This window comes from Roseicella aerolata (assembly GCF_020523605.1).
GTDB classification, from domain to species: Bacteria; Pseudomonadota; Alphaproteobacteria; order Acetobacterales; family Acetobacteraceae; genus Paracraurococcus; species Paracraurococcus aerolatus.
Genome location: NZ_JAJAQI010000003.1, coordinates 185145 through 209855 on the forward strand (window position 1 = coordinate 185145; position 24711 = coordinate 209855).

Annotated in this window: 22 protein-coding genes; 13 read left to right on the forward strand and 9 right to left on the reverse strand. The window is 71.1% G+C overall.

The features are described from left to right. The first annotated feature begins 332 nt into the window (after nucleotides 1-332). The gene (locus LHA35_RS03390) at nucleotides 333-587 is read left to right on the forward strand and encodes a DUF3297 family protein (RefSeq protein WP_226604465.1); all 255 of its coding nucleotides are present in this window, start codon (nucleotides 333-335) and stop codon (nucleotides 585-587) included. A gap of 238 nt (nucleotides 588-825) precedes the next feature. Here the strand turns inward: LHA35_RS03390 and LHA35_RS03395 are convergent, their stop codons facing one another. The 5 genes from LHA35_RS03395 to LHA35_RS03415 are packed head-to-tail and all read right to left on the reverse strand — an operon-like array spanning nucleotide 826 to nucleotide 6283. Then, nucleotides 826-1800, reverse strand: a complete 975-nt coding sequence (locus LHA35_RS03395; RefSeq protein WP_226604467.1) for a Bug family tripartite tricarboxylate transporter substrate binding protein — start codon at nucleotides 1798-1800, stop codon at nucleotides 826-828. A gap of 53 nt (nucleotides 1801-1853) precedes the next feature. Then, entirely contained in the window at nucleotides 1854-2570 is a 717-nt protein-coding gene (locus LHA35_RS03400) for a ribonuclease activity regulator RraA (RefSeq protein WP_226604470.1), read from the reverse strand. A gap of 13 nt (nucleotides 2571-2583) precedes the next feature. After that, entirely contained in the window at nucleotides 2584-4329 is a 1746-nt protein-coding gene (araD, locus tag LHA35_RS03405) for an L-arabinonate dehydratase (protein WP_226604472.1), read from the reverse strand. Nucleotides 4330-4341: 12 nt separating this feature from the next. Then, a complete protein-coding gene (locus LHA35_RS03410) occupies nucleotides 4342-5310 on the reverse strand; it encodes a 2-hydroxyacid dehydrogenase (RefSeq protein WP_226604475.1) in 969 nt (322 codons plus the stop codon). Between the two features lie 4 nt (nucleotides 5311-5314). Beyond that, nucleotides 5315-6283 carry a Bug family tripartite tricarboxylate transporter substrate binding protein gene (locus LHA35_RS03415; protein WP_226604478.1) on the reverse strand — a complete coding sequence of 323 codons (969 nt, stop codon included), beginning with the start codon at nucleotides 6281-6283 and terminating at the stop codon, nucleotides 5315-5317. A gap of 104 nt (nucleotides 6284-6387) precedes the next feature. On the opposite strand from LHA35_RS03415, the gene LHA35_RS03420 reads away from it, so the two are divergent. From LHA35_RS03420 to LHA35_RS03430, 3 genes are all read left to right on the forward strand, one after another. Beyond that, the gene (locus LHA35_RS03420; RefSeq protein ID WP_226604480.1) at nucleotides 6388-7110 is read left to right on the forward strand and encodes a GntR family transcriptional regulator; all 723 of its coding nucleotides are present in this window, start codon (nucleotides 6388-6390) and stop codon (nucleotides 7108-7110) included. 229 nt (nucleotides 7111-7339) lie between these two features. Next, complete coding sequence (gene rpe, locus LHA35_RS03425; protein WP_226604651.1) at nucleotides 7340-8014, forward strand: ribulose-phosphate 3-epimerase; 675 nt, start codon at nucleotides 7340-7342, stop codon at nucleotides 8012-8014. A 22-nt stretch (nucleotides 8015-8036) separates the two neighbouring features. Continuing rightward, nucleotides 8037-9686, forward strand: coding sequence for a heparinase II/III family protein (locus LHA35_RS03430; protein ID WP_226604483.1), 1650 nt, complete (start codon nucleotides 8037-8039; stop codon nucleotides 9684-9686). Between the two features lie 143 nt (nucleotides 9687-9829). Here LHA35_RS03430 and LHA35_RS03435 read toward each other — a convergent pair whose 3' ends face one another. After that, a complete protein-coding gene (locus tag LHA35_RS03435) occupies nucleotides 9830-10954 on the reverse strand; it encodes a glycosyltransferase family 4 protein (RefSeq protein WP_226604487.1) in 1125 nt (374 codons plus the stop codon). A 310-nt stretch (nucleotides 10955-11264) separates the two neighbouring features. Beyond that, nucleotides 11265-12407, reverse strand: coding sequence for a hypothetical protein (locus LHA35_RS03440; protein ID WP_226604490.1), 1143 nt, complete (start codon nucleotides 12405-12407; stop codon nucleotides 11265-11267). A gap of 569 nt (nucleotides 12408-12976) precedes the next feature. Between LHA35_RS03440 and purH the strand changes: the two genes are divergently transcribed. Next, nucleotides 12977-14554 carry a bifunctional phosphoribosylaminoimidazolecarboxamide formyltransferase/IMP cyclohydrolase gene (gene purH, locus LHA35_RS03445; protein ID WP_226604494.1) on the forward strand — a complete coding sequence of 526 codons (1578 nt, stop codon included), beginning with the start codon at nucleotides 12977-12979 and terminating at the stop codon, nucleotides 14552-14554. A 103-nt stretch (nucleotides 14555-14657) separates the two neighbouring features. After that, complete coding sequence (locus tag LHA35_RS03450; protein WP_226604499.1) at nucleotides 14658-15050, forward strand: hypothetical protein; 393 nt, start codon at nucleotides 14658-14660, stop codon at nucleotides 15048-15050. Between the two features lie 148 nt (nucleotides 15051-15198). Here the strand turns inward: LHA35_RS03450 and LHA35_RS03455 are convergent, their stop codons facing one another. Beyond that, on the reverse strand, nucleotides 15199-16440 hold the full coding sequence (locus LHA35_RS03455; RefSeq protein WP_226604502.1) for an aminotransferase-like domain-containing protein: 1242 nt from the start codon (nucleotides 16438-16440) through the stop codon (nucleotides 15199-15201). A 345-nt stretch (nucleotides 16441-16785) separates the two neighbouring features. On the opposite strand from LHA35_RS03455, the gene LHA35_RS03460 reads away from it, so the two are divergent. From LHA35_RS03460 to LHA35_RS03475, 4 genes are all read left to right on the forward strand, one after another. Then, entirely contained in the window at nucleotides 16786-17400 is a 615-nt protein-coding gene (locus tag LHA35_RS03460) for a carbonic anhydrase (protein WP_226604505.1), read from the forward strand. A gap of 93 nt (nucleotides 17401-17493) precedes the next feature. Beyond that, nucleotides 17494-18516, forward strand: a complete 1023-nt coding sequence (locus LHA35_RS03465) for a DNA recombination protein RmuC (protein ID WP_226604509.1) — start codon at nucleotides 17494-17496, stop codon at nucleotides 18514-18516. Between the two features lie 46 nt (nucleotides 18517-18562). Beyond that, nucleotides 18563-19810, forward strand: a complete 1248-nt coding sequence (locus LHA35_RS03470; RefSeq protein ID WP_226604514.1) for a NupC/NupG family nucleoside CNT transporter — start codon at nucleotides 18563-18565, stop codon at nucleotides 19808-19810. A 17-nt stretch (nucleotides 19811-19827) separates the two neighbouring features. Next, a complete protein-coding gene (locus LHA35_RS03475) occupies nucleotides 19828-20544 on the forward strand; it encodes a DUF4336 domain-containing protein (RefSeq protein ID WP_226604517.1) in 717 nt (238 codons plus the stop codon). A 111-nt stretch (nucleotides 20545-20655) separates the two neighbouring features. Here LHA35_RS03475 and LHA35_RS03480 read toward each other — a convergent pair whose 3' ends face one another. Next, nucleotides 20656-21051: a cupin domain-containing protein gene (locus LHA35_RS03480; protein ID WP_226604519.1), complete on the reverse strand. Its 396-nt coding sequence runs from the start codon at nucleotides 21049-21051 to the stop codon at nucleotides 20656-20658. A gap of 124 nt (nucleotides 21052-21175) precedes the next feature. On the opposite strand from LHA35_RS03480, the gene LHA35_RS03485 reads away from it, so the two are divergent. From LHA35_RS03485 to LHA35_RS03495, 3 genes are all read left to right on the forward strand, one after another. Continuing rightward, a complete protein-coding gene (locus LHA35_RS03485; protein ID WP_226604520.1) occupies nucleotides 21176-22510 on the forward strand; it encodes an aspartate aminotransferase family protein in 1335 nt (444 codons plus the stop codon). 294 nt (nucleotides 22511-22804) lie between these two features. Next, entirely contained in the window at nucleotides 22805-22996 is a 192-nt protein-coding gene (locus LHA35_RS03490) for a CsbD family protein (RefSeq protein ID WP_226604522.1), read from the forward strand. Between the two features lie 410 nt (nucleotides 22997-23406). Then, entirely contained in the window at nucleotides 23407-24561 is a 1155-nt protein-coding gene (locus LHA35_RS03495; RefSeq protein ID WP_226604524.1) for a methyltransferase domain-containing protein, read from the forward strand. Nucleotides 24562-24711 lie beyond the last annotated feature (150 nt).

Here is a 24711-nt window from a genome sequence, read left to right on the forward strand (position 1 = left end):
TCGACCAAAAGCTGCCGCCGCGGCATCCGATGCCCCGGTTGCGGAGGAGGGGGACTCCCCGCTCTCCTGCAAGGCTGCTCCGGCCTTTCCGGCCGAAGCCCTTGCCGGGAACGGGTGGCGGCCCCGCGGAACCGGATGGCGCCAGAATCCGTCCTCCCGCCGGGGCGGCGCTGGCCGGCCAGCTTGCCAGCCCCCTGGTCCAAGCGCTTTCGCCGATGCCGGGCTGGCCCGGGCCGCTTATGGATTGGCAGCCCTCGCCGGTCTGGCTACCACGCTGCATTCCGCGGCCAGGGGCGATCCCCTGGCCCGCCCCCGAACTGCGAGCACAGACGATGAGCGACACCCCGCCCGACCGCCTCTCCACCGATCCGGCCAGCCCCTATTTCAATGAGGAGCTGCTGCAACGCGGCGTCGGCATCCGCTTCAAGGGGGTCGAGAAGACCAATGTCGAGGAGTACTGCGTCAGCGAGGGCTGGGTGCGCGTCTCGGTCGGCAAGACGCTGGACCGCCGCGGCAAGCCGATGACCATGAAGCTGCAGGGGACGGTCGAGCCCTATTTCCGCGACGCCGCGCCGCCCGCGGCCTGAGCGGGAGCGCACGGCCAATCCTGGCACAGCAGGTCCCGGCCCTGTCTGGCCCGAGCCGGCCGGGGATCGTCGCCGCCGCCCCTTCTACTCTCGCATCGTCTCCGCCCAGGAGCGGGAGCGGGCGGCTGCGGCGACCCTTCGCGCCGGGCCGCTGCCGGTCCTGAACGGCGCGGAGACGGTGATGTCCCGCTGAGGCGCGGATGCCCCGGGCGGCATCGCCCGGGACAGGATGGCCGGCTCAGTCCGGGGTGATGTTGCCGTCCTTCACCACCCGCGACCAGCGCGCGATCTCCCGCTGCTGGAAGGCGGCGAATTCCTCGGGGCTGTTCGCCACCACCTCGAAGCCGATCTCCGCGAGCCGGGTGCTGACCTGCGGGTCCCGCAGCGCGCCGGAGACGGCGGCGTGGATGCGGCGCAGCAGCGGCTCCGGCAGGCCGGCCGGGCCGCCGAAGCCCTGCCAGGAATAGACCACGAAGTCGCGCAGCCCCGCTTCGGCCGCCGTCGGCAGGTTCGGCAGCAGCGGATGCCGGGCCTCCGAGGTGATGAGGATCGGCCGCACCCGCCCTTCCTGGATGTGCGCGATGATGGAGCCCAGATTCTGGAAGGACATCTGGGTATTGCCGGCGATCAGGCTGGTCGTCGCCGGCGCGCCGCCCTGGTAGGGGATGTGGGTGATGTCCGTCCCCGTCGCCAGCTTGAACATCTCGGCGGTCAGGTGGTCGGAGGAGCCGACGCCGCTGGTGGAGTAGGCCGCCTTGCCGCCCTGCTGCTTCAACCAGGCGATCAGGCCGTTCAGGTCGGTCGCCGGCACCTGCTGCGGATGCACGACGAGGACGTTCGGCGTGCGCACGGTCTGGGTGATGCGGGCAAGCTGCGTCACCGGATCGTAGCCGAGAGTCGGCCGCAGCGCGACATTGATGGCCCAGGTGCTGATCGGCGCATGCATCAGCATGGTGCCATCGGCCGGGGAGCGGATGACCTGCCGCGCCCCGACCTCGCCGGTGGCGCCCGGGCGGTTCTCGACGACGAAGGGCTTGCCGGTCTTCTGCTGCAGCGTCTGCGCGATGGCACGCGCGATGATGTCGGAGGAACTGCCGGAGGCGAAGGGCACGAGGATGGTGACGGGGCGGCTTGGCCACTCCTCCTGCGCCCGGGCGAGGGAGGCCGGCAGGGCGAGCAGGGTCGAGGCCCCGAGCAGGGCGCGGCGATGCATTCTTGTCTGTCTCCTCAAGGGGCCCGGCGCGTCATTCGCGCCGGGTAGCAGGCTCAGCGGCCCTTGGCCTTCCGCCACGCCGCGAACTCGTCGAGGCTCTTCGGATCGGTCGCGGGATAGAGGCCACGGATGCTGCGGCCCTCCGCCACCTTCTCCGCCACGAAATCCTCATAGGCGGTCATCTCCGTCGCCTCGGCCGCGATCTCCTCGGCCAGATGCGCGGGGATGACGATGACGCCGTCGCAATCGCCGACCAGCACATCGCCCGGGAAGACCGGCGCGTCGCCGCAGGCGATCGGCTCGTTGATGCCGATCGCCTGGTTCAGCGTCAGGTTGGTGGGCGCGGAGGGACGCTGGTGGAAGGCGGGGATGCCGAGCGCGGCGATCTCCGCCGAATCCCGGAAGCCGCCATCCGTCACCACGCCCGCAACGCCGCGGGCCTTGAGGCGCCCGACCAGGATGGCGCCGGCCGAGGCGGCACGGGCATCCTTGCGGCTGTCGAAGACCAGCACGGCGCCTGCCGGGCACTCCTCGATCGCCTTGCGCTGCGGGTGCTCCGGGTTGCGGAAGACCTCGAGGCCGTTCAGGTCCTCCCGCGCCGGGATGTAGCGGACGGTGAAGGCCTCGCCCACCATGCTCTCCTTCGGCGTGTGCAGTGGCAGCACGCCCTGGACCATCTGGTTGCGCAGGCCGCGCTTGTAGAGCGCGGTGGCCAGCGTCGCGGTGCTGACCCGCCTCAGCCTGTCTCGGGTCTCGTTGCTCAGGGCCATCTGCCTGGCCTCCTCAGTAGATTGCGGGTTCGGAGACGGGCGCGCCGAAATCGGTGCGCAGGAAGTCGAAGTCGCAGCCCTCATTCGCCTGCTGGATGTGCTTGGTGAACATCCAGCCATAGCCGCGCTCGTAGCGCACCGGCGGCGGGGTCCATTCGGCCCGGCGGCGTGCCAGCTCCTCCTCGGGGACCTCCATGTTGATGGTCCGGGCATCGACATCGATGCTGACGATGTCGCCGGTCCGCAGCAGCGCCAGCGGGCCGCCGATATAGCTCTCGGGCGCGACATGCAGCACGCAGGCGCCGTAGGAGGTGCCGGACATGCGGGCATCCGACAGGCGCAGCATGTCGCGCAGGCCCATCTTCAGCAGCTTCTTCGGCATCGGCAGCATGCCCCATTCCGGCATGCCCGGGCCGCCCTGGGGACCCGCATTGCGCAGCACCAGCACGCTGTCCGGGGTGAAGGGGAAGCTCTCGTCCTCCACCGCCTTCTTCATGCTGGGATAGTCGTCGAAGACGAAGGCCGGGCCGGAATGCTTGAGGAATTTCTGGTCCATCGCCGCCGGCTTGATGACGCAGCCATCCGGCGCCAGGTTGCCCTTCAGCACCGCCAGCGACCCCTCTCCATAGATCGGGTTGTCCACGGTGCGGATGACGTCGTTGTTGTAGACGCGGGCGCCGGCGATGTTCTCGCGCAGGGTCTTCCCGGTGCAGGTGACGCAATCCAGGTGCAGGAAGGGCTCGATCCGCCCCATCAGCGCCCGGATGCCGCCGGCATAGAAGAAGTCCTCCATCAGATATTTGTCGCCGCTCGGGCGGACATTGCCGATGACCGGGACCTTGCGGCTGTAGCGCTCGAAGTCATCGAGGCCGATATCCTGGCCGGCGCGGCGCGCCATGGCGATCAGGTGGATGATGGCGTTGGTGGAGCAGCCCATGGCCATGGCGACGGCGATGGCGTTCTCGAAGGCCTCGCGCGTCTGGATGCGCTGCGGCGTCAGGTCCTCCCAGACCATCTCGACGATCCGCCTGCCGCTCTCGGAACACAGCCGGATATGGCCGGCATCGGCGGCGGGGACCGAGGAGCCGCCGGGCAGCACCATGCCCACGGCTTCCGCGATGGCCGTCATGGTGCTCGCCGTACCCATGGTCATGCAGGTGCCGTGGCTGCGGGCGATGCCGGCCTCGACGCCGAGCCAGTCCTGCTCGGTGATCTTCCCGGCGCGCAGCTCGTCCCAGTATTTCCAGGAGTCAGACCCGGACCCCAGCACCTTGCCCTGCCAGTTGCCGCGCAGCATGGGGCCGGCGGGGACGAAGATCGCCGGGATGTTCATGCTGGTGGCACCCAGCAGCAGGCCCGGCGTGGTCTTGTCGCAGCCGCCCATCAGCACCGCGCCGTCGATGGGGTGGGAGCGCAGCAGCTCCTCCGTCTCCATCGCCAGCATGTTTCGGTACATCATCGTGGTCGGCTTGACATAGCTCTCGGAGACCGAGATCGCCGGCAGTTCCACCGGGAAGCCGCCCGCCATCAGGATGCCGCGCTTCACGTCCTCGGCGCGCTGGCGCAGATGGGTGTGGCAGGGGTTGATGTCGGACCAGGTGTTGACGATGGCGATGACGGGCTTGCCGGTCCATTCCTCCGGCGCGTAGCCCATCTGCATGGCGCGGCTGCGATGGCCGAAGCTGCGCAGATCGGCGGGGCCGAACCAGCGGGCGGAGCGCAGGTCGGAAGCCTGCTTGCGTGGGGGCATCTGGGTCATGGACGGTCCCTGTTATGCGGTCACGGGGGTCAGCGCTGGCCTTCCGGCCAGCACCGCGGCGATGTTGTCTAGCGCGAGCATGCCCATGGCGTCGCGGGTCTCGACGGTGGCGCTGGCGACATGCGGGGTCAGGAAGACGTTCGGCAGCGCGGCCAGGCGCAGGTCGAATTCCGGCTCCTTCCGGTAGACATCGAGGCCGGCGGCGAAGAGGTGGCCGGATTGCAGCGCCTCGATCAGCGCTTCCTCATCCACCAGGCTGCCGCGGGCGGTGTTCACGAAGACCGCGCCGGGCTTCATCCGGGCGAAGGCGGCGCGGTCCATCATGCCGTCGGCGCCGGCGCCGCCCGGGAGATGCAGGGAGAGGATGTCGCAGCGCGGCAGCAGCGCCTCCAGGCTCCCGACATGCTCCGCCCCCGCTTCCAGCGCTGGCGGCAGCCGGTTCCGGTTGTGGTAGAGCACGCGCATGTCAAAGCCCTGCGCCCGCTTCGCCACGGCCCGGCCGATCCGGCCCATGCCGACGATCCCGAGCACGCGGCCGCTCGGGCGCAGCCCCAGCAGGTCCGGCATGCCATAGGGCTTGCGCCAGCCCTCCCGCATGATCCGCTCGTATTCCGCGGCCCGGCGGCAGGCGGCGAGGATCAGCAGGAAGGCGAGGTCCGCCGTGCAGTCGGTCAGCACGTCGGGGGCGTTGGTGACCACCAGCCCATGCGCCACCGCGGCGCGTACATCCATGTGGTCCGTGCCGGCGCTCGGATTGGCGATGATCCGCAGGCTCGCCGGCAGGTCGGGCAGGTGGGCCGCGCTCAGCCTCACCTTCGGCCCGCTCAGGATGCCCTGGACGGCGTGCTGCCGCGCCGCCCGCACCGTCTCGGCGGCGTCCATGTCGTGCTCCGCCAGCACCGCGTCGAATTCGCGGGCGGCGCGGGCGGCCACCGCCGCGGGCACGCGGCGGGCCACCAGCAGCTTCGGCCTGGTCGTCACCCGCTCAGTCCAGCCTGATATTGGCGCGGCGGGCGACCTCGCCCCAGCGCTCCCCCTCGCTGGCGACGAAGGTGCGGAACTGCTCCGGCGTGTTGCCGACGGGGGTGATGCCCAGCTCCTGGAAACGCTGCGCCACCATCGGGCTGGCCAGGGCCGCCGTGGCTTCCGCATGCAGCCGGGCGATGATCGCGGGCGGCACCTTCGCGGGCGCGAAGAAGCCGTGCCAGGACAGGCTCTCGAAGCCCGGCACCGTCTCGGCCACGGTCGGGATCTCCGGCGCCGCCTGGCTGCGCCCGGCGGAGGTGACGGCCAGGATGCGCAGCTTGCCGTCGCGCGCGAAGGGCAGGACGGAGGAGAGGTTGTCGAAGGCCATCGGCAGCTCGCCGGTCAGCAGGGCGGTCGTGACCTGGCCGCTGCCGCGATAGGGCACGTGCTCGATCTCGGTGCCCGTCATCTGCATGAAGAGCGCGCCGGCCAGATGCACCGAGGTGCCGACGCCCGAGGTGCCGAAGGGCGTCTGCCCCGGCTTGCGCTTCAGCTCCGCGATCAGCGCCGCGACATTCTGCGCCGGGAAGTCATTGCGCACCGCCAGCGCGTTCGGCTGGGCGGCGAGCTGGGTGATCGGCGCGAAGTCGCGCTGCACGTCATAGGGCAGCTTCGGGGTGATCGCCGGGTTGATGGCATGGCTGCTGATGGTGCCGAGGCAGAAGGTATAGCCGTCCGGCGTGGCCCGGGCGCAGGCCTCGGAGCCGATATTGCCGCCGGCACCGGCGCGGTTCTCAACGACGATCGGCTGGCCGAGCGCCTTGCTCATCTCCGCACCGACGAGCCGCGCGATGGTGTCGGAGGTCCCGGCGGCGAAGGGGACGATCAGCCGGATCGGCTGGGTCGGCCAGGCGGTCTGGGCGAGGGCCGGGGCGGCGGCGAGCGAGAAGAGGGCCGCGGCGGCGAGGCGGCGCGTCAGGCGGGGCATTTCCTTGGTTCCTCCTGGGGCTGTCTGGAATCCCATATATCAGATCTGGGACGCCAGCCAAGATATTGGTTCGGGCATCTGGCTCTGCTATTCCTCCTCGTTCCATGACCGCTCGCCTGACCGACCTCGATCTGGATGCCGAAGCGGGCCTGACCGGCCTGACGCCGCTCGGGCCGCGCCGCTCCGCCGCCGAGATCGCCTATGACCAGCTTCGGCAGGCGGTGATTACCCTCGCCCTGCCGCCTGGCACCGTTCTCTCCCGCGCTGCGCTCGCCGCCCGCCTCGGCGTCAGCCAGACCCCGGTGCGGGAGGCGCTGATCCGCCTGCAGGAGGAAGGGCTGATCGAGGTCGTGCCGCATTCCGCGACACGCGTGGCGAAGATCGACCTCGACAGCGCGCGGGAAGCGAATTTCCTGCGCCTCTCCATCGAGGTGGAGATTGTCCGCCGCCTGGCGGCGGCGCCCGCCCCGGCGCTGGCGGCAACGCTGCGCGCGGAGATCGCCCGGCTGCGGGAACTGCATGCGCAGGGCGACCAGGAAGGTTTCGCCGCGGCGGACGAGGCCTTCCACGGCCTGCTCTATGCCGCCGCCGGCGTGCCCGGGCTGCGCGAGCTGATCCGCAGCCGCAGCGGCCATCTGGACCGGCTGCGCCGCCTGCACCTGCCAAGCCCCGGCAAGGCCGAGCAGATCATCGCCGACCATGCGGCGGTGGCCGAGGCGATCATCGCCCGCGCACCGGAAGAGGCGGAGCGCCACCTGCGCCACCACCTCTCCGACACCTTCGCCCAGATCGACCGCATCCGGACGGAGTCGCCCGGCTATTTCTGACGGAGCCCGGCCCATCCCGGGCCAGAAGGCCGCGTGCGGGACGGGGCGGGAGGGCGGACGCTTCATCTATTGAAGAGTTAAGATGCCGCCGAGGCTCACCAATTGAGGGTAGAGGCCCGTGGGATTGCGGGACACATCCGTTGCTCACGGCTTCGGCATCGCTGCTGCGCCCAGCGCCCGGTCGCGGCGCCTTGCCGCCCCTCCGGCCACGCCGCTAGAAGCCTTCGTGATGTCTCTCCGCCCGATCCGAGTCGCCCCCTCGCTCCTCGCCGCCGATTTCGCGCGCCTTGGCGAGGAGGTGCGCGCCGTCACCGCGGCCGGCGCCGACTGGCTGCATCTCGACATCATGGACGGGCATTTCGTCCCGAACATCAGCTACGGCCCGGTGGTGGTGAAGGCGCTGCGGAAGCACACCGACATCCCCTTCGACGTCCATCTGATGATCGCGCCGGCCGATCCGTATCTGGAGGCCTTCGCCGCCGCCGGCGCCGACCTCATCAGCGTCCATCCGGAAGCCGGGCCGCATCTGCACCGCACGCTGCAGACCATCCGGGGCCTCGGCAGGAAGGCCGGCGTGGTGCTGAACCCGGCGACGCCGGTCTCCGCGGTGGAAAATGTCCTCGAGCTCTGCGACCTGATCCTGGTGATGTCGGTCAATCCCGGCTTCGGCGGCCAGTCCTTCCTGGAGGGCCAGCTCGGCAAGATCGCCATCCTGCGCCAGATGATCGACAGCCATGTGGCCCAGGGCGGCCAGGAGATCGACCTGCAAGTGGATGGCGGCGTGACCGCGCAGACCGCGCCGCGCTGCATCGAGGCAGGGGCGGATGTGCTGGTGGCCGGCACCGCCGTCTTCGGCGCGCCGGACTATGCGCGGGCGATCGCGACCATCAAGGGCAAGTCCTGATGCGGCCGGCGGGGGCGGGTCGATGCGGCACCTGATCCGCGGCACCCGCCGCTTCATCGCCGGCCTCAAGCCGGTGAAGGTGCCGGATGCGCCGGCCCGTTCCTTCCGGGACCTCTGGCCCGGCGATGCCGGTCGCGGCGCCCGCCTGCTGCGCGGCGAGTTCGAGGTGCAGGGCACGACCCGCCCGCTGGAGCCGACCGGCGATGGCTGGGAGGAAGGCGCCGGCCCCGTCACCTGGCGCGCCGCCGCACATGGCTTTGCCTGGCTCCGGGACCTCCGCGCCCTCGGCACCGACACCGCGCGGCTGCGCGCCCGCGACCTGACAGAGGACTGGCTGGTCCGCGGCGCGGCGGAGGACCTGGCGCAGGCGCCGGAAATCGCGGCCGCGCGCGTCTCCGCCTGGCTCGGCCACTGGGACTTCCTGGCCGCGACGGCGGAGGACAATTTCCGCAGGAAGCTGCTGGTCCGCCTGGCGCAGGATTCCCGCGGCGTGGTCGGCAGCCTGCCGGCCGAGGCCATGCATCGCGGCGCGCTCGTCACGCTGAAGGGCGCCATCGCCGCGGCCGTGGCGCTGGAGGAGGAGGCCTGGATGACCCGGGCCCTCCGCTTCCTGCCCGGCGAGCTGGAGCGGCAATTCCACCCCGATGGCGGGCATGTCGAGCGATCCCCGGCGCAGCTCCTGCTCGCCCTGCAGGACCTGATCGAGATCCGCAACCTGCTGCACGGCGCCGGCATCAACCCGCCGCCCATCCTGGCGACGGTGCTGGAGCGGGCCGGCCAGGCGCTGCGGCTCTTCCGCCACGGCGATGGCGGCCTCGCCCAGTTCAACGGCACGCGGGAGGACGGGGCGGGCCTTGTGGACCTCGTCCTCACCCAGGGCCAGGCGCGCGGCCGCGCGCCGCTGCTGCTGGAGGAGAGCGGCTTCCACCGCCTGCAGGCCGGCCGCACCCTCGTCATCGCCGATGCCGGCGCGCCGCCACCGCAGCGCGCCAGGGAAGCCGCCACCGGCCTGCCGCGCGGCGCCGACCGCTTCGCCCATGCCGGGACGCTCTCCTTCGAGATGTCGGTCGGCCGCGACCGGCTGATCATCAACTGCGGCGCCGCCCCGGCCGCCGAGGCGGATTGGCGCGACGCCCTGCGGGCGACGGCGGCGCATTCCACCCTGGTGCTGGCCGATACCAACAGCAGCGAGCTGCGCGAGGAAGGCCTCGGCCGCCGGCCGGAGCGGGTGGAGGCCGACCGGCAGGAGGCCGATGGCGCGCAATGGCTGGACGCCACCCATGACGGCTGGCGCAAGTCCTTCGGCGCGACGCATCGCCGCCGCCTCTACCTCGACCAGAATGGCGAGGACCTGCGGGGCGAGGACATGATCGAGATGGCCGAGTCCGGCGCGCCGGTGCCCGGCTTCGTGGTGCGCTTCCACCTGCATCCGGCCGTGACCGCCACGCCGCAGACCGAGGAGCAGGCCGTGCTGCTGCGCCTGCCCTCCAACCAGGTCTGGCGGCTGCGCAGCAAATTCGCCAGGGTCGCGGTGGAGGAGAGCGTCTATCTCGGCGGCAGCGAGCCGCGCCGGACCAGCCAGATCGTCCTGACGGCGGAGCCGGAGACCAGCACCATCCAGTGGGCGATCGGCCGCGTGCCGGCGGCCGGGGGCGAGCCGCCGGCGGTTTGAGGGCGGCGGCTGCCGGCGGCACTGACCGGTCCGCCTGCCGGGCTACGGCGGATGGCGTTCAGAACCGCGCACCGCGCCACCCCAGGTGATTGGGTGTCGGGCAGGGTCTCGCTCGCGGGCGTTCGCCGCCATCCGCGGTCCGCTCAAAGGCCCAGCAGGTCCAGCGTCCGCCCCACCACCCTGGCCTCGTCGTAGCGCTCCAGCGCCCGCATCCGCCCGGCCGCCCCCATGCGCGCCCGGCCGGCCGGGTCCTGCGCCAGCGCCCGCAGGGCGGCCGCCAGCGGCCCGATGGCCGCGGGCGGCACCAGCAGGCCGGTCTCGCCCGCGAGCACCATCTCGCGCGGGCCGCGGATATCGGTGGCGATGACCGGCAGGCCGCAGAGCATCGCCTCGATCACCGACATCGGCAGCCCCTCGAAATGCGAGGGCAGGGCGAAGACATCCGCCGCCGCCAGCAACCGCGGCACGTCGCTGCGGTAGCCGAGGCGGCGGAAGCGCGGGCCGAGCTCCGCCGCGGCGCGGGCGAGCAGCGGCTCCATCTCCTCGCCATGGTCGCTCGGCAGCCGCTCCCCCACCACCCAGAGCACGCAGTTCTCCGGCGTGTCGCGCATGGCGGCGAGCAGTTCCGGATAGCCCTTGTGCCGCACCAGCCGGGAGACCGCGATCACCACGCAATCGCCCGGCCGGGCATCCAACTCCGCCCGCACCGCGGCGCGCGCCGCCGGGTCGGGGTGGAACAGCGCGGGGTCGCGGCCATTCCCGATGGCGACCGGGTCCGGGTGGATATGAAGGCGCCTGGCATCCGCCGCCTCCTCCGCGCTGACGGTCAGGTAGGTGTCGGTGATCCGGCCGGCGGCGAATTCCAGCCCGAGGGACAGGCCCCGCCGCCAGAAGGGGCCGGGCTGGTTGAACAGGAAGCCATGGCAGGTATAGGCGATGCGCGGCGCCGTGCCGCCCCCGCGCGCCACCCGCGCCGCGGCGCGGGCCAGCAGGCCGCTGATCGGCATATGGCCATGCACCAGGTCGAAGCGCTCGGCCCGGATGATCTCCAGCAGGGCGCGGAAGGCGCGGAGCTGCGCGGCGGGATTGAGCGAGCGCGCCATCGGCACCGGGATGATGCGGAAGCCCTCGGCCCGCGGCAGGTCGAGCAAGGGCCCCTCGGCGCAGAGGCCGACCACCTCATGCCCACGCGCGCGGGCCCCGCGCATCAGCGGCAACAGGAAATGCCGCAGCGCGAAATCGACATTGATGACCTGGGCGACCTTCATCCCGATGCCTTCTGTCCCAGCATCACGCCATGATCTCCTTGACGCGGCCGGCATAGGGCATGGCCTTCTCCGCGTCGAACAGGCCCGGCATGCCGGTGCGGACGGACGCACCGCCCGCCGGCGCACTCCCCCATCGCAAGCCTGGTCCGAAGCCTGATCATCGGTGCGGCTGGCCGGTGCCCTGCCTCGGGGTCATGCCGGTGCCGTCTCCGACGGCCGGCATGCATCCCCGGTTCGGCGCGAGGCAGGTCCAGCCGCTGGCCTCGAAGGACCCGGTGCGGCCAAGGCGGTTCTGCCGGGCGAACCGGGTTCAGCCGCCCATCTCGGCTCTCAGCGGTTCGGCCCGCGCGTCCATGATGCCGAGATGCTCCTCGATGACCGGCACCGGGCAGGGGGCGTTGGCGGGGACAAGGGCGCGCCACGCCTCCGTTCCGGGCAGCCGGCCGGGGTTGCGGCGGAGAAGCTCCGTCTTGAAGAAGGGAAAAGCCAGGCAGCGGAGCTGCGCGCGCCAGAAATGATGCGTCGGGTTCAGCGGCTGGGACAGCAGCAGCGCCTCCCGCGCCGCGGGGGCCAGCGCCTCCAGCCCGGCCAGCGCGGGGTGGGAGCGGGCGAGTTGCGCGCGCTCCGCCGGATCGGCCAGCGTCGCCGCGACCAGGCGGCGATAGCCGAACAGCGCCGCGACCCGGTGGCCGCGCCCGCGCATCCAGCGGGCCAGGCGCAGCTCCCCGCGCTGCACCACCAGCCATTTGGAATGGCTCAGGCGCATGGCGGCGAGGAAGCGGTGCAGGTCGTCCACCGCGGCGCGGCCGCGCGCCAGCAGGAAGTAGCTCTGCAGATGCGGCCCGCCCTGCAGGCTCTCAGTCAGGCCGAACAGCCCCTCGCCGCCGCCGCGCAGCGCGGCCAGCAGCGGCGGGAAGGGCAGGACGGGGCCGAGCACGCTGTCATTGGCCAGCAGCAGCTCCTCCGCCCCCGGCCAGCGCCGGCGCGCTTCGGCGGCCAAGTCCTGCCAGGCGCCGAAGTCGCGGGCGAAGTTGCGGCGCTGCGTGACCAGGGCGCAATGCCGGCGGGCGGCCTGCCAGTCCGGCTCCGGCACCGCCTCGGCCATGGTGATGAAGAGGATGGCGAAGCCCGCCCCGGCCAGCAGGGCGAGCTGGCGGCGGACCATCTCCGAGATCCGGCCGGAGGGGCTGTAATGCACATAGAGCGCGACCGCGTGGGCACCGGGGCGGGGATCGAGGCCCGGCTCCAGCCGCAGCAGCGGCGGTGCGCCGCCGGAGAGCGCCCGCAGCGCGTCGCGCGGCAGGGCGCCGGCGACCTCCAGCCCGAGCTCGCCGGCGCGCCAAGCCAGCCGGCGCCAGGTGCCGGCGGTGCTGTAGCCATGCACGGCACGGCGCAGGCCCGGCATTTCCGGCGTGAGATCGGTGAGGCGGTAGGGGGCAGGGGGAGGGGTCACGGACGTCGCTTCGAGATGGGCCGCGGCCCGCATGTGTCAGCCGGAGCGATGCCCCCGTGACCTGGGCAAGTCAATCTCGGGTCGGGCGCGCAGCCGGCACGGCGGGGCCCGCGCTCCTGCCCCCACGCCGTCGCGGCCGGCCGGGAGGATGGCGTCTGGCCTCCCGGCCAATGCGCCGGAGGCCAGGGCGAGCCACCCCGGCCTTTCCTTCTTCCCGACGGATGACGGCGCCGCCGCAGGGCCCGGCATCGGTGGAGCAGGGCCTCCCGGCCGTGGTCGCGACCAGCCGGCTCCCGCTCGCCGTCCCGGCCGGTCCCGACCTGGGGATTGCGGCGACGCTGCGCGCCGCGATGGAGGTGCCGGGGGGCCGACGGCGGCGCGGGAAGGGTTGGGGACCGCCGGCATCGTCCCGCGCGGCACCCCGAAGCCGGCCGGGACCGGCATCTTCCTCGCCCGGGAGGTGGGGCGGCGGGGCCGGATGCTGCGGAGGGCGGGGATCGGGCCGGCCCGATGGTTGCCACGGGGGCAGGGGGGGCGGTATGCCGCCGCCCTTCCCGGAGTGCCCCCCGATGACCGATCCCGTTCCCGTCCGCCGCGCCCTGCTCTCGGTTTCCGACAAGACCGGCCTGATCGATTTCGCGCGCTTCCTGGCGGGGCAGGGCGCGGAGATCCTCTCGACCGGCGGCACGGCGAAGGCGCTGCGCGAGGCCGGCATCCCGGTGAAGGACGTCTCCGAGCACACGGGCTTCCCGGAGATCCTGGACGGACGGGTGAAGACCCTGGTGCCGCAGGTGCATGGCGGGCTGCTCGGCCGGCGCGACCTGGAGGAGCACCGGGCGCAGATGGAGGAGCACGCCATCGCCCCGATCGACCTCGTCGCCGTCAATCTCTACCCCTTCGAGGCGACGGTGGCGAAGGGCGCCGAGTTCGAGGACTGCATCGAGAACATCGACATCGGCGGCCCGGCGATGATCCGCTCGGCGGCCAAGAACCACGCCCATGTCGTGGTGCTGACCGAGCCGGCGCAATTCGCCGAGGTGCAGGCCGAGATCGCGGCGCAGGGCGGCACGACGCTCGCCACCCGCAAGAAGCTCGCCGCCGCGGCCTACGCCCGCACCGCGGCCTATGACGCCGCCATCAGCGGCTGGTTCGCCGGGCAGCTCGGCGAGGAATTCCCGCCGCGCCTGGCCTTCGCCGGCATCCTCAAGCAGACGCTGCGCTATGGCGAGAACCCGCACCAGGATGCCGGCTTCTACCTGGACGGCAGCGACCGCCCGGGGATCGCCACCGCGACCCAGGTGCAGGGCAAGGAGCTGTCCTACAACAACCTGAACGACACCGACGCCGCCTTCGAATGCGTCGCCGAATTCGATCGCCCGGCCATCGTCATCGTCAAGCACGCCAATCCCTGCGGCGTGGCGGTGGCCGATGACCTGGCCGCGGCCTGGGACGCGGCGCTGCTCTGCGACCCGGTCTCCGCCTTCGGCGGCATCGTCGCCGCCAACCGCACCCTCGACGCCGCGGCGGCGGAGAAGATCGCGGCCATCTTCACCGAGGTGGTGGTCGCCCCCGACGCCGACGAGGGCGCCAGGGCGGTCTTCGCCCGCAAGAAGAACCTCCGCCTGCTGCTGACGGGTAAGGTGCCCGACCCGGCCGCGCCGGGCCTGACCTTCAAGAGCGTGGCGGGCGGCTTCCTGGCGCAGTCGCGCGATGCCGGCCGCGTCACGGCCGAGGGGCTGAAGGTCGTGACCCAGCGCGCGCCGACGGCGAAGGAGCTGGAGGACCTGCTCTTCGCCTTCCGCGTCTGCAAGCACGTCAAGTCCAACGCCATCGTCTATGCCAAGGGGCTGGCGACGGTCGGCATCGGTGCGGGGCAGATGAACCGGGTGGAGAGCAGCCGCATCGCCGCCTGGAAGAGCGAGGCCGCGGCGAAGGCCGCAGGCCTGCCGGAGCCGCTGGCCAAGGGATCGGTCGTCGCCTCCGACGCCTTCTTCCCCTTCGCAGACGGGCTGGAGACGGCCGCGGCGGCCGGCGTCACGGCGGTGATCCAGCCGGGCGGCTCGATCCGGGATGCCGAGGTGATCGCTGCCGCTGACAAGGCCGGGCTCGCCATGGTCTTCACCGGCATGCGGCATTTCCGGCACTGACCGGCCGGGCGCATCGGCGGGACCTCGACAAGGCAGGGCCGGGCATGCCGATCCTGCCGCACCCGGCCCCGGTCGGTGGCCGAATATCCGGAGACGCCGTTGCATGCGCCTGAACCATGTCGCCAACCGGCTCGACCCGCGGCATTTCGAGACCGTGGTGGAGATGCTGCAGGGCCAACTCGGTTTCGTTGTGTTGCGCCGGACCGAGCGCTCGATCTGGCTGCGCCAGCCCGGCAGCAACGTGGACCTGCAGTTCAGCCGGAGCGAGACGGCCAACCGTGATGCCGACAAGCACCGCTCGCAGGTCTCCTTCCTGAGCGAGACGCCGCAGGCGGCGCTGGAGGCGCTGGCGGATTGGGCGCGGGCGCGCGGGCTGGAGGCGGTGGTCGGGGCCTATTCCGACCGGGAGTTCTACCTCGATCTGCCCGCCGCCTTCGTCGATTTCGTGATCGAGGCCATGACGCCGGACCTCGCCGATTACGGCATCGAGGCCTGATGGCTGGCGCAGGACATGCTGACGCCTGTCCTGCCTCGAACGCCGGCGGTCCTCCGGGCCTTGGCTTGGCAACATCTGCCGCGGCGCGCAGGCCGGGACGCGATACGCCGGGCATGACGCCAGCGCCCGACCCTGCCGCGCCGGGCGGTCAGCCCGCGGCGTGGCGGATGTTGCCGCTCTGCGCCGGGATGCCGGTCTGCTCGAAGCAGACGCGGGCGAAGGCGGCGACGCCCTCGCGGATCTCCTCCTTGGATGGCAGGGCGAAGCAGAGGCGGAGCTGCGATGTCGCCGTCTCCGGCTCCACCGCCCATTCCGGCCCGGGGTTGAAGGCGATGCCGGCATCGGCGGCCGGCTTGACCAGCTTGCGCACATCCACCTCGGGCGGTAGCCGGACCCAGAGGAAGATGCCGCCCTTCGGCACAAAGCATTCGGCGGCGCTGCCGAACTCGCGCGCCACCGCCTCCACCATCACGTCCAGCTTCTCCTTCAGCACGCTGGAGAGCCGTTCGACATGGCTGTCGAAATTCTTCGAGAAGTACTCGGCGACCAGCATCTGCTCGACCGAGGCGCTGCCGGCATCGGTCTTCAGCGCGACCAGCCGCGACAGCACCGGCCATGGCGCGACGGCATAGGCCGAGCGCAGGGCGGGGGCGAGCGTCTTGGAGAAGCTGCCGATATGGATCACCTGCGCCGGGGCCATGGCATAGAGCGCCGGCGGCGCCGCCATCCCGGCCCAGACCAGGTCGGCATAGCACTCGTCCTCGAAGACCGGCACGCCATGGGCGCGGGCCAGCTTCAGCAATTGCTCCCGCCGCTCCAGCGGCAGGATGGAGCCGGTCGGGTTCTGGATGGTCGGGATGGTGTAGAGGTATTTCGGCGTGACGCCCTTCGCCTTCAGCGCATCCAGCGCGTCGGAGAGGGCGTCGATCCGGATGCCCTCGGCATCCAGCGGCATGGGGACGATGTTGACGCCGAGCGTCCGCAGGCGGGAGATGGAGCCGCCATAGGACAACTCCTCCACCAGCACGGTGTCGCCGCGCTCCAGCAGCAGGCTGTTCACCAGGTCGAGCCCCTGGAGCGAGCCGGAGGTGAGCAGCACCTCCTCCCGTGTCACCGTGACGCCGCGGTGGCGCTTCAGCTTGTCCACCACCAGGTCGCGCAGGCCGCGATGGCCGAGCGGCCCGTGGCCGAGATTGTAGAGGGCCAGCAGCGATCCCTCGCGCCGCAGCGCGGCCGCGGCGCAGTCCGCCAGCGCCTCGACCGGGATGCGGGTCGGGTCATTGTGGCCGCCGATGAAGTTGTATTTGGGAAAGCCGGTGAAGCGCGGCGCGGCATCGGGCACGCCCTTGCGGAAAAGGCGCGCGTAATCCGGTCCGGATGGGGTGCTCATGACGGTGCTGTTCTTCCCTGGACGTTCCGGCGCGGCGGGCGCGGTGGCGGGCCCCGCCGGCTGCTGGCGGCACTCTGCCGGCCCATGGCGCGGACGTCCATCCCGCCCGCCTGGGGCGGCCGCCTCGCGCCGCTGTCGGGGCGCCCATGCCGGAATGGCGCGTGCCGCCCGGCGGCCAGGGCTATAGTGCAGGGCGCAACGGCCCCCGCCCGCCGGATGGGCGAGGGCAGATCGCGGGAAGGCGTGCACGCCCGGGAAGGTGACGCCACGCGAAAATCAGGGGGCTGCAGCGGACCGGCCTTCAGTCTTGCGCGCTATCCGCTGTCGCCCGGAGAAGGAATTGCCTTGGAACGCCTGATCGACGGCTATCGCCGCTTCCGTGCCGAGACCTGGCCGCGCGAGCGCCAGCGCTTCGAGGAACTGGCCGCGCAGGGCCAGCGGCCGCGCACCATGGTCATCGCCTGCTCGGACAGCCGGGTCGATCCGCAGATGATCTTCTCGGCCGGGCCGGGCGAACTCTTCATCGTCCGCAACGTGGCGAATCTGGTGCCGCCCTACATGCCGGACGCCGCCTTCCACGGCACCAGCGCGGCGGTGGAATTCGGCGTGCGGGTGCTCGGCGTGCGCGACCTGGTGGTGATGGGCCACGCCCTGTGCGGCGGCGTCCGGGCGGTGCTGGAGGGCACGCCGCCGGAAGCCGGGGATTTCGTCGCGGGCTGGATCAGCATCGCGGCGCGGGCGCGGGAGGCGGCGCTGCGCTGCGACACGCCCGAGGCCCGGCAGGAAGCCGGGGAGCATGAGGCGGTGCGCATCTCGCTCCGGAACCTGATGACCTTCCCCTGGGTGGCGGAGGCGGTGGCGGCGGGCCGCCTGAGGCTGCGCGGCGCGCATTTCGGCGTGGCGACGGGCCGGCTGGTGCTGTTGCAGCCGGATGGCAGCTTCGCGCCGCCGGCGGGGTAGCCCGCAGGCTGGCCGCGTGGGGCTGGCGGGCGGCCTTCCCGCAATGCGAGAGTGCAGGGCCGCGACTCGGGGGATGTCGCAGGGGAGGGGCCCTTGCCCGACTGGCTGCTGCCGTTGCTGGTGCCGCTGGCCGCCGCGCTCGCCGGCGCGCTGCTGGCCGGCGCCCTCGTGCTCGTCTTCCGCCCGCGCGGGGCCGGGGAGGCGGCGGCGCTGCTCGCCGACCGGGTGGAGGCGCTTGCCGCCCGGATGGATGCCGCGGTCGCGGCGCAGAACGAAAGGCTGGGCCGGGCGCTGGCCGACAGCGCCGACCGCACCCAGGAGAGCGCCCGGCGGATCCATGAGCGGCTGGCGGTGATCGATGCCGCGCGGGCGAATATCGAGGCGCTGGGCGGGCAGGTCACGACCCTCGCCGGCATCCTCGGCAACAAGCAGGCGCGCGGCGCCTTCGGCGAGGTGCAACTCCGCGACATGCTGGCGGACCGCCTGCCGGCCGAGGGCTGGGGCTGGCAGGTGACGCTCGCCAATGGAACGCGCTGCGACGCGCTGATCCGGCTGCCCTTCCCGCCGGGGCCGATCGCGGTGGACAGCAAATTCCCGCTGGAGGGCTGGCAGGCGCTCCGCCGCGCTCCGGACGAGGCCGCCCGCGCCGCGGCCAAGCGGCGCCTTTCCGCCGATATCCGCCGCCATGTGGACGATGTCGCGCGCAAATACATCTGCCCCGGCGAGACCGCCGAGGGCGCGCTGATCTTCTTGCCCTCCGAGGCGCTGCATGCCGACCTCCACGCGCTCTTCGGCAGCCTGGTCGCGGAGGCCGCGCGCCGGGGCGTCTACCTGGTCTCGCCCGGCACGCTCTGGGCGGTGCTCGGCGCCATGCGGGCCCTGATGCGCGACGTGCGGCTGCGGGCGGAGGCGCAGCACCTGCGGCGGGAGGTGGCGCGGCTGGCCGAGGAGACGGAGCGGCTGGACCGCCGCGTCGCCAACCTGAAGCGGCATTTCGCGGACATGCAGGTGGACGTGCAGCAGATCGAGATCACCGCGCAGAAGATCACCGCCGCCGGCGCGCGGATCGAGGCGGTGGAGATGGACCCCGCCCCGCCCGCACGGGCGGCGGAATGACGCCGGGGGCCTGCGCCGGCGCGCCGCATCCCGTGGGCGAGCGGGCATGAGCCTCCTGCAATTCCAGGCCGCCATCGGCCTCGCGCTCCTCTGCCTGCTCGCCTGGGCCTGCGGCGGGTTCCGGCGTGGCGTCAGGCCGCGCGTCCTCGCCGCGGGGCTGCTCGGGCAGCTCCTGCTCGCCGGCGCCCTGCTGCACATCCCGCCCCTGCGGGCCGGCTTCGCCCTGCTAGGCGATACGGTTGAGGCGCTGGCGCGCGCGACGCGGGCCGGCACCTCCCTGGTCTTCGGCTATCTCGGCGGCGCGCCATTGCCCTTCGCCGAAACGACGCCCGGCGCCAGCTTCATCCTGTTCTTCCAGGCCCTGCCGCTGGTGCTGGTGGTCGGTGCGCTCTCCGCCGTGCTCTATCACTGGCGCCTGCTGCCGCTGGTGGTGGATGGGCTGGCCGCCGGCCTCCGGCGCCTCTTCGGCCTCTCCGGTGCCTGCACCCTCTCGGTCGCGGCCAATGTCTTCGTCGGGATGGTGGAGGCGCCGCTGCTCATCCGCCCCTGGCTCGCCGGGCTGTCGCGCGCCGAGCTCTTCACCACCATGGTCGCCGGCCTCGCCACCATCTCCGGCAACATGCTGGTGGTCTATGCCAGCATGATCGCGCCGGTGGTGCCGGATGCCGCGGGCCAGCTGCTGACGGCCAGCCTGGTCTCCGCGCCGGCCGCCATCCTGGCGGCGCTGCTGATGATCCCGGAGGAGCGGGCACCCGCCGCGGCGGCCGTGGAGGGCCCGATGCCGCGCCTGCATGACAGCACCATGGATGCGCTGGTGCGCGGCACGGCGGATGGGCTGCAATTGCTGCTGGGCATCATGGCCTCCCTCATCGTCTTCGTCGCACTGGTCGCGCTGGCGAATGGCGTGCTGGAGCCGCTGATCGGCCTCACCCTGCAGGGGATCGCGGGCGTGGTCTTCTGGCCGCTCGCCTGGGCCATGGGCGTACCGGTGGAGGACTGCGCGGCGGTTGCCCGCAGCCTCGGCATCAAGGTGGTGGTGAACGAGTTCGTCAGCTACCTCGACCTCGCCTCCGGCGGCGGCGCGGGGCTTGCGGAACGCTCCCGCCTGATCCTGACTTATGCGCTGTGCGGCTTCACCAATTTCGCCTCGGTCGGGATCATGGTGACGGGCATGGCGGCGCTCTGCCCGGAACGGCGGGCGGAGATCTCCGCCCTCGGCCTGCCGAGCCTAGTGGCCGCCAGCATCGCCTGCTGCATGGCAGGTGCCACCGTCGGGGTGCTGACCCCGCCCTGAACCGGGAGAGAACGGCCATGTACCCACCGCTCGACGTGCCGAAGCCGGTCGCGGAGGGCGTCTGGGTGGTGGACGGCGCGCAGCGCTTCCTCGGGATGCCCATCCCGGTGCGGATGACGGTGATCCGGCTGGAGGACGGCGGGCTCTGGCTGCACTCCCCGGTGCATCACTCGCCGGGGCTGGCGGCGGCGTTGCAGGCGCTGGGTCCGGTGCGGCATCTGGTCTCCCCCGGCACGGCGCATTGGACGCATCTCCAGGGCTGGCAGGCGGCCTTCCCCGAGGCCCGGCTCTGGGCGCCGCATGGCGTGGTGGAGCGGGCGCGGGACCAGGGCACCCCGCTGCGCGCCCATGGCGTGCTGGGGCCGGAGCCGCCGGCGGACTGGGCCGGGCAGATCGGGCAGGACACGCTGCAGGGGGCGAATTTTGTCGAGATCACCTTCTTCCACGCGGCCTCGCGCACCCTGGTGCTGTGCGACACGGTGCAGGCGATGGAGCCCGGCCGGCTGCCCTGGGGCATGGGGCTGCTGGTCCGGGCGGTGGGGGCCGCCGCGCCGGAAGGCGGCACGCCCGCCCATGTCCGCCTCGTGCTCAGCCGTCACCGCGACCACAACCGGCAGGCGGTCCGGCGCCTGCTGGCCCTTGATCCGGCCCGCGTCGTCTTCGCCCATGGCGCCTGGTTCGAGGCCGATGGCGCCACCCGGCTGCGGCGCGCCTTCCGCTGGCTGCTGGGATAGGGCAGATCGCGGACCGGCGTGAAGACCCGGGAGCGTGAACCTGGCCTGCAATCAATGACCTGCAGCGGATGGGCGTTCAGTTCTGGACGCAATCCGCTGTAGCGCCCGGCCTCAGTGGACCCGGTCGAGGAAGGGCGTGCCCGGCTCCGCCACATAGACGATCACCACCCGCAGCGGGCCCTCGGCGCGGTTGTAGCCGGTCATCCGCACGCCCGGCGGCTCGACCATCGCCTCCCCGGCGCGCAGCACGACCGGGTCGCGCCCTTCCATCTCCAGCGTGAAGGCGCCTTCCAGCACATAGACCGTCACGGGATGGCGATGGGTGTGGAAGACCGTGCGGTCGCCCGGGCGGAAGCTGGCGGTCAGCACGGTCACCTCCTGCCGCTCCCCGCGCGGCATGCCGGTCACCACCTCCTTCAGCAGCAGGTCCGGGCGGGCGAGGCCGGGTTCTTCCGCCGCGGCGGGCAGGGCGGCGAGAAGCAGGGCAAGGGCGATGGGTGCGCGCATCACAGTCCTCCCGATCCCGGTCTCCTTGGAATGCCACTCGCCGTCGCCGGGTCCGCGCCGGGGAAAGGGGCGTGACGCGGCGCCGCGGATCGGGAAATCTGCCCCGAAACGCGCCGGAGGCCCCATGAGCCATCTCGTCCACCGCAGCCTGCGCCAGGACCCGCCCCTCGCCATCCGGGGGGAGGGGATCCACCTCTACGACCAGGATGGCCGCGCCATCATCGACGGCTCCGGCGGCGCGGCGGTCGCCTGCCTCGGCCATGGCCATCCGAAGGTGATCGCCGCCATCAAGGCGCAACTCGACCAGCTCGCCTATGCCCATACCGCCCTGTTCTCCTGCGAGAGCGCGGAGCGGCTGGCCGATGTGCTGGTGGAGCATGCGCCGGGCGGGCTGACCCATGCCTATTTCTGCTCCTCCGGCTCCGAGGGCAACGAGGCCGCGCTGAAGATGGCGCGGCAGTATTTCCTGGAGATCGGCCAGCCACAGCGCACGCGCTTCATCGCGCGCCGGCAGAGCTACCACGGCAATACCCTCGGCGCGCTTTCCGCCGGCGGCAATGCCATGCGCCGCGCGCCCTACCAGCCGCTGCTCTCGCCCGCCTTCAGCCATGTCTCGCCCTGCTACCCCTATCGCGACCGGCGCGACGAGGAGAGCGAGGCGCAATATGTCGCCCGACTGCTCGAGGAGCTGGAGGCGGAGTTCGAGCGCCTCGGCCCCGAGACCGTCATCGGCTTCGTCGCCGAGACCGTGGTGGGCGCCACGCTCGGCTGCGCGACCGCGCTGCCCGGCTATTTCGAGGGGGTGCGCGCCATCTGCGACCGGCACGGCGCGCTGCTGATCCTCGATGAGGTGATGAGCGGCATGGGCCGCTGCGGCACGCTCCATGCCTGGGAGCAGGAGGGGATCGGCCCCGACATCCAGATCATCGCCAAGGGCCTGGGCGGCGGCTACCAGCCCATCGGCGGCATCCTGGTGCATGGACGGGTGATCGAGGGCCTGGCCGCCGGCAGCGGCGCCTTCATGCACGGCCATACCTACCAGGCGCATCCCGTGGCCTGCGCCGCGGCCCTGGCGGTGCAGGAGGTGATCGCGGAGGAGCGGCTGCTGGACAATGTCCGGGCCATGGGCGCGCTTCTGGAGCAGCGGCTGACCGAGCGCTTCGGCAACCACCGCCATATCGGCGACATCCGCGGCCGCGGGTTGTTCTGGGCGGTGGAGTTCGTCCGGGACCGCGCGACGAAGCAGGTCTTCGATCCCGCGCTGAAGCTGAACGAGCGGGTGAAGCAGGAGGCCTATCGGCGCGGCCTGGCCTGCTACCCCATGGGCGGGACGATCGACGGCCGGCAGGGCGACCATGCGATCCTGGCGCCGCCCTATATCGTCACCGCCGCGCAGGTGGACACCATCATCGACCGCTTCGGCGAGGCCGTGGAGGCGGCGCTGGCGAGTTGCGGCTGAGCGGGAAGCGCGGCCCCCCCCGTTCTGCCGGCAACCTTCGCGCCTGCCCGCAGGTGCGCGGGGTGGCGGTTCGGCCCCGGCGGCATCCGCGGCACCGCGGGGCCGGTCGCCCGGACCCGTCACGGCGGCCGGGCCAGCCGGCCGGCCCCGCGATCGCCATGGCCCCCGGGCCCCGGGGCGGGTCGGGGGAGGTGATCCCCCGGCGGTTACCTGCCACCGCAACCTTCCGGGGCGCAGGGGCGTTACGACCGAGGAGGCTGCCGCAGCAGCGCGGCGGCATTTGGAGGACAGGCCATGGACAAGGACCGGATCGAGGGTGCCGCCAAGCAGGCGAAGGGCGCCGTGAAGGATATGGCGGGCAAGGTCACCGGCGACACCAAGATGCAGGCCGAAGGCAAGGCCGACAAGGCCGAGGGCAAGGTGCAGAATGCCGCCGGCGGCGCGAAGGACGCGGCCCGGGACGCGGTGGACCCGGACCGGAGCTGAGGCCCGGCACGATACCACGCCGACCCGCCCCCATCCGGGGGCGGGGCCAGCCTTGAACGGATTGTTGCGCGCCGGTTCCGGAATGGCCCGGCGTTTTTGCCAAGCGGTCTCAGCAAGTGTATGGCGTGAAAGGATTTTTTGCGGGTGATCTTTTTCTGGCAAAACCGGGATTTATTGTGAGCTTATTTCATATACCTTCTGGCGTTGGTGAAATTCATTAGTATTTCTGATCTGAATGTTCAAGTTTTAAAATTTCCGCATAAGTCACTTCTGTATCGTTGCACAGAAGCATTTCCCCCCCCCATCCATGCCGAATTCGCCCTCTGAGGGCATTAAGGGCCTTGCGTTTGCGTGATCGGTTGTGGGATGACCGGCGGGAGCAAAGTTGATGCGGACCGCAAGGGGCGATTATGACCGTTCAGGCGCAGCGCGACTACTACAACCTGTCGTCGGCAGCCCGAGTATTGCAGGACCGCTTAACTGCCTTGCGGAATACGATTCCGATGGGCTCAACGCTCATTGACATTGGCTGCAACGATGGCACGATTTCGAATGCACTGATCGAGTCCGGTCATGCAGTGCGCTCCTACTGCTATGATTTGGAAGACATTCTGACGCACCGGCGACCGGAAATAGCGTTTCAGCCGATGAACTTGGCTGTGGACGATCTCAGTCGGTTGCCCCCGGCAGACGGCGTACTTCTTCTCAACATCATGCATCATATCGTCGGGCGCTCTGTGGAAAGGGCGCGCGAAGTCATCTCTACGCTACTCGACAGGTATCGTTTCATCATTCTCGATATGGGTTCTTTCAGTGAGCAGGGGGATTGGGGCTGGCGGCGTGCCTTCAGCAAGCACTGGTCATCTGATGCAGAGTTGTGGAACGACTTGTTCAAGGACGCCGAATGGCGTTTCAAACTCTTGCGGTATCCGACCCAGGGGGGCGGTTCCAGGGTATTGTGGAAGCTCTATAGGCGAAGCTACAGCCCGATGTGCCTGGAGGTCGTCGAGACTTACCGCCGGACGCCGGGTGCTTGGCCCAAGGACAAGCGGCTTTTCGCTCTGGGAGAGGAAGCTCCTGACGGCAAGGAATTCGTTCCATACGTCACATTCGAGAAGGTCATCAGCGAGCACAAAGACCTATTTTGGATTAAGCGTTTCACTGCGGGCGACACGAGCACGTTGCGCGCAACGCTGGAGTTTGAGTTTGCTAGGCAGGCAGCCAATGTCGTTGCAATCGAGCATCGCCGGTTCGAGGGTATTCGGGTCTGCCAGCCGGTTGCAATGAGGACCGCATCGGACCTCATGTATCTCTACGAACCCGATCTCGCCGCGGCCGATGTTGTTCATTTCCAGGACTGGGCAAAGTTCTTCTCGCTCGACGAAATCAGCAAACTGTCTCGCTTCGGTGCGCGGTGGATCGATTGCCGCAAGCTCGGGATGGTACAGATCCTGAACTGCTCCGATTTCCAGGCGGCCCAAAGCTGGGACGGAATCACGTTGCTTGACTTCGAGGCAAATCCTTGGCTGCTTAAGGTGACTGAACTTCTGTCAGGCGGCCACTGAGCACGCAGAAAAATTAACACTGTCCCGCGTAGGTGCTGACACATCTATGCAGCCTTACAAGCCGCCGTCGGCCGCTTGGTTACTCGCTGCTTGGAGGGGGCCGCTTTCGCCGCCTTAGCCATCTGCCGTAAGTGCGAGCCATATAGGCCC

Bases quoted from the DNA above. Each gene is read 5' to 3' on its own strand.
- purH (WP_226604494.1), top strand. From the start codon at position 12,977: ATGACCGATCCCGTTCCCGTCCGCCGCGCCCTGCTCTCGGTTTCCGAC.
- LHA35_RS03435 (WP_226604487.1), bottom strand. From the start codon at position 10,954: ATGAAGGTCGCCCAGGTCATCAATGTCGATTTCGCGCTGCGGCATTTC.
- LHA35_RS03400 (WP_226604470.1), bottom strand. From the start codon at position 2,570: ATGGCCCTGAGCAACGAGACCCGAGACAGGCTGAGGCGGGTCAGCACC.
- LHA35_RS03430 (WP_226604483.1), top strand. From the start codon at position 8,037: ATGCGGCACCTGATCCGCGGCACCCGCCGCTTCATCGCCGGCCTCAAG.
- LHA35_RS03415 (WP_226604478.1), bottom strand. From the start codon at position 6,283: ATGCCCCGCCTGACGCGCCGCCTCGCCGCCGCGGCCCTCTTCTCGCTC.
- LHA35_RS03485 (WP_226604520.1), top strand. From the start codon at position 21,176: ATGAGCCATCTCGTCCACCGCAGCCTGCGCCAGGACCCGCCCCTCGCC.
- LHA35_RS03455 (WP_226604502.1), bottom strand. From the start codon at position 16,440: ATGAGCACCCCATCCGGACCGGATTACGCGCGCCTTTTCCGCAAGGGC.
- LHA35_RS03390 (WP_226604465.1), top strand. From the start codon at position 333: ATGAGCGACACCCCGCCCGACCGCCTCTCCACCGATCCGGCCAGCCCC.
- LHA35_RS03490 (WP_226604522.1), top strand. From the start codon at position 22,805: ATGGACAAGGACCGGATCGAGGGTGCCGCCAAGCAGGCGAAGGGCGCC.
- LHA35_RS03480 (WP_226604519.1), bottom strand. From the start codon at position 21,051: ATGCGCGCACCCATCGCCCTTGCCCTGCTTCTCGCCGCCCTGCCCGCC.
- LHA35_RS03470 (WP_226604514.1), top strand. From the start codon at position 18,563: ATGAGCCTCCTGCAATTCCAGGCCGCCATCGGCCTCGCGCTCCTCTGC.
- LHA35_RS03420 (WP_226604480.1), top strand. From the start codon at position 6,388: ATGACCGCTCGCCTGACCGACCTCGATCTGGATGCCGAAGCGGGCCTG.
- LHA35_RS03395 (WP_226604467.1), bottom strand. From the start codon at position 1,800: ATGCATCGCCGCGCCCTGCTCGGGGCCTCGACCCTGCTCGCCCTGCCG.
- LHA35_RS03475 (WP_226604517.1), top strand. From the start codon at position 19,828: ATGTACCCACCGCTCGACGTGCCGAAGCCGGTCGCGGAGGGCGTCTGG.
- LHA35_RS03495 (WP_226604524.1), top strand. From the start codon at position 23,407: ATGACCGTTCAGGCGCAGCGCGACTACTACAACCTGTCGTCGGCAGCC.
- rpe (WP_226604651.1), top strand. From the start codon at position 7,340: ATGTCTCTCCGCCCGATCCGAGTCGCCCCCTCGCTCCTCGCCGCCGAT.
- araD (WP_226604472.1), bottom strand. From the start codon at position 4,329: ATGACCCAGATGCCCCCACGCAAGCAGGCTTCCGACCTGCGCTCCGCC.
- LHA35_RS03450 (WP_226604499.1), top strand. From the start codon at position 14,658: ATGCGCCTGAACCATGTCGCCAACCGGCTCGACCCGCGGCATTTCGAG.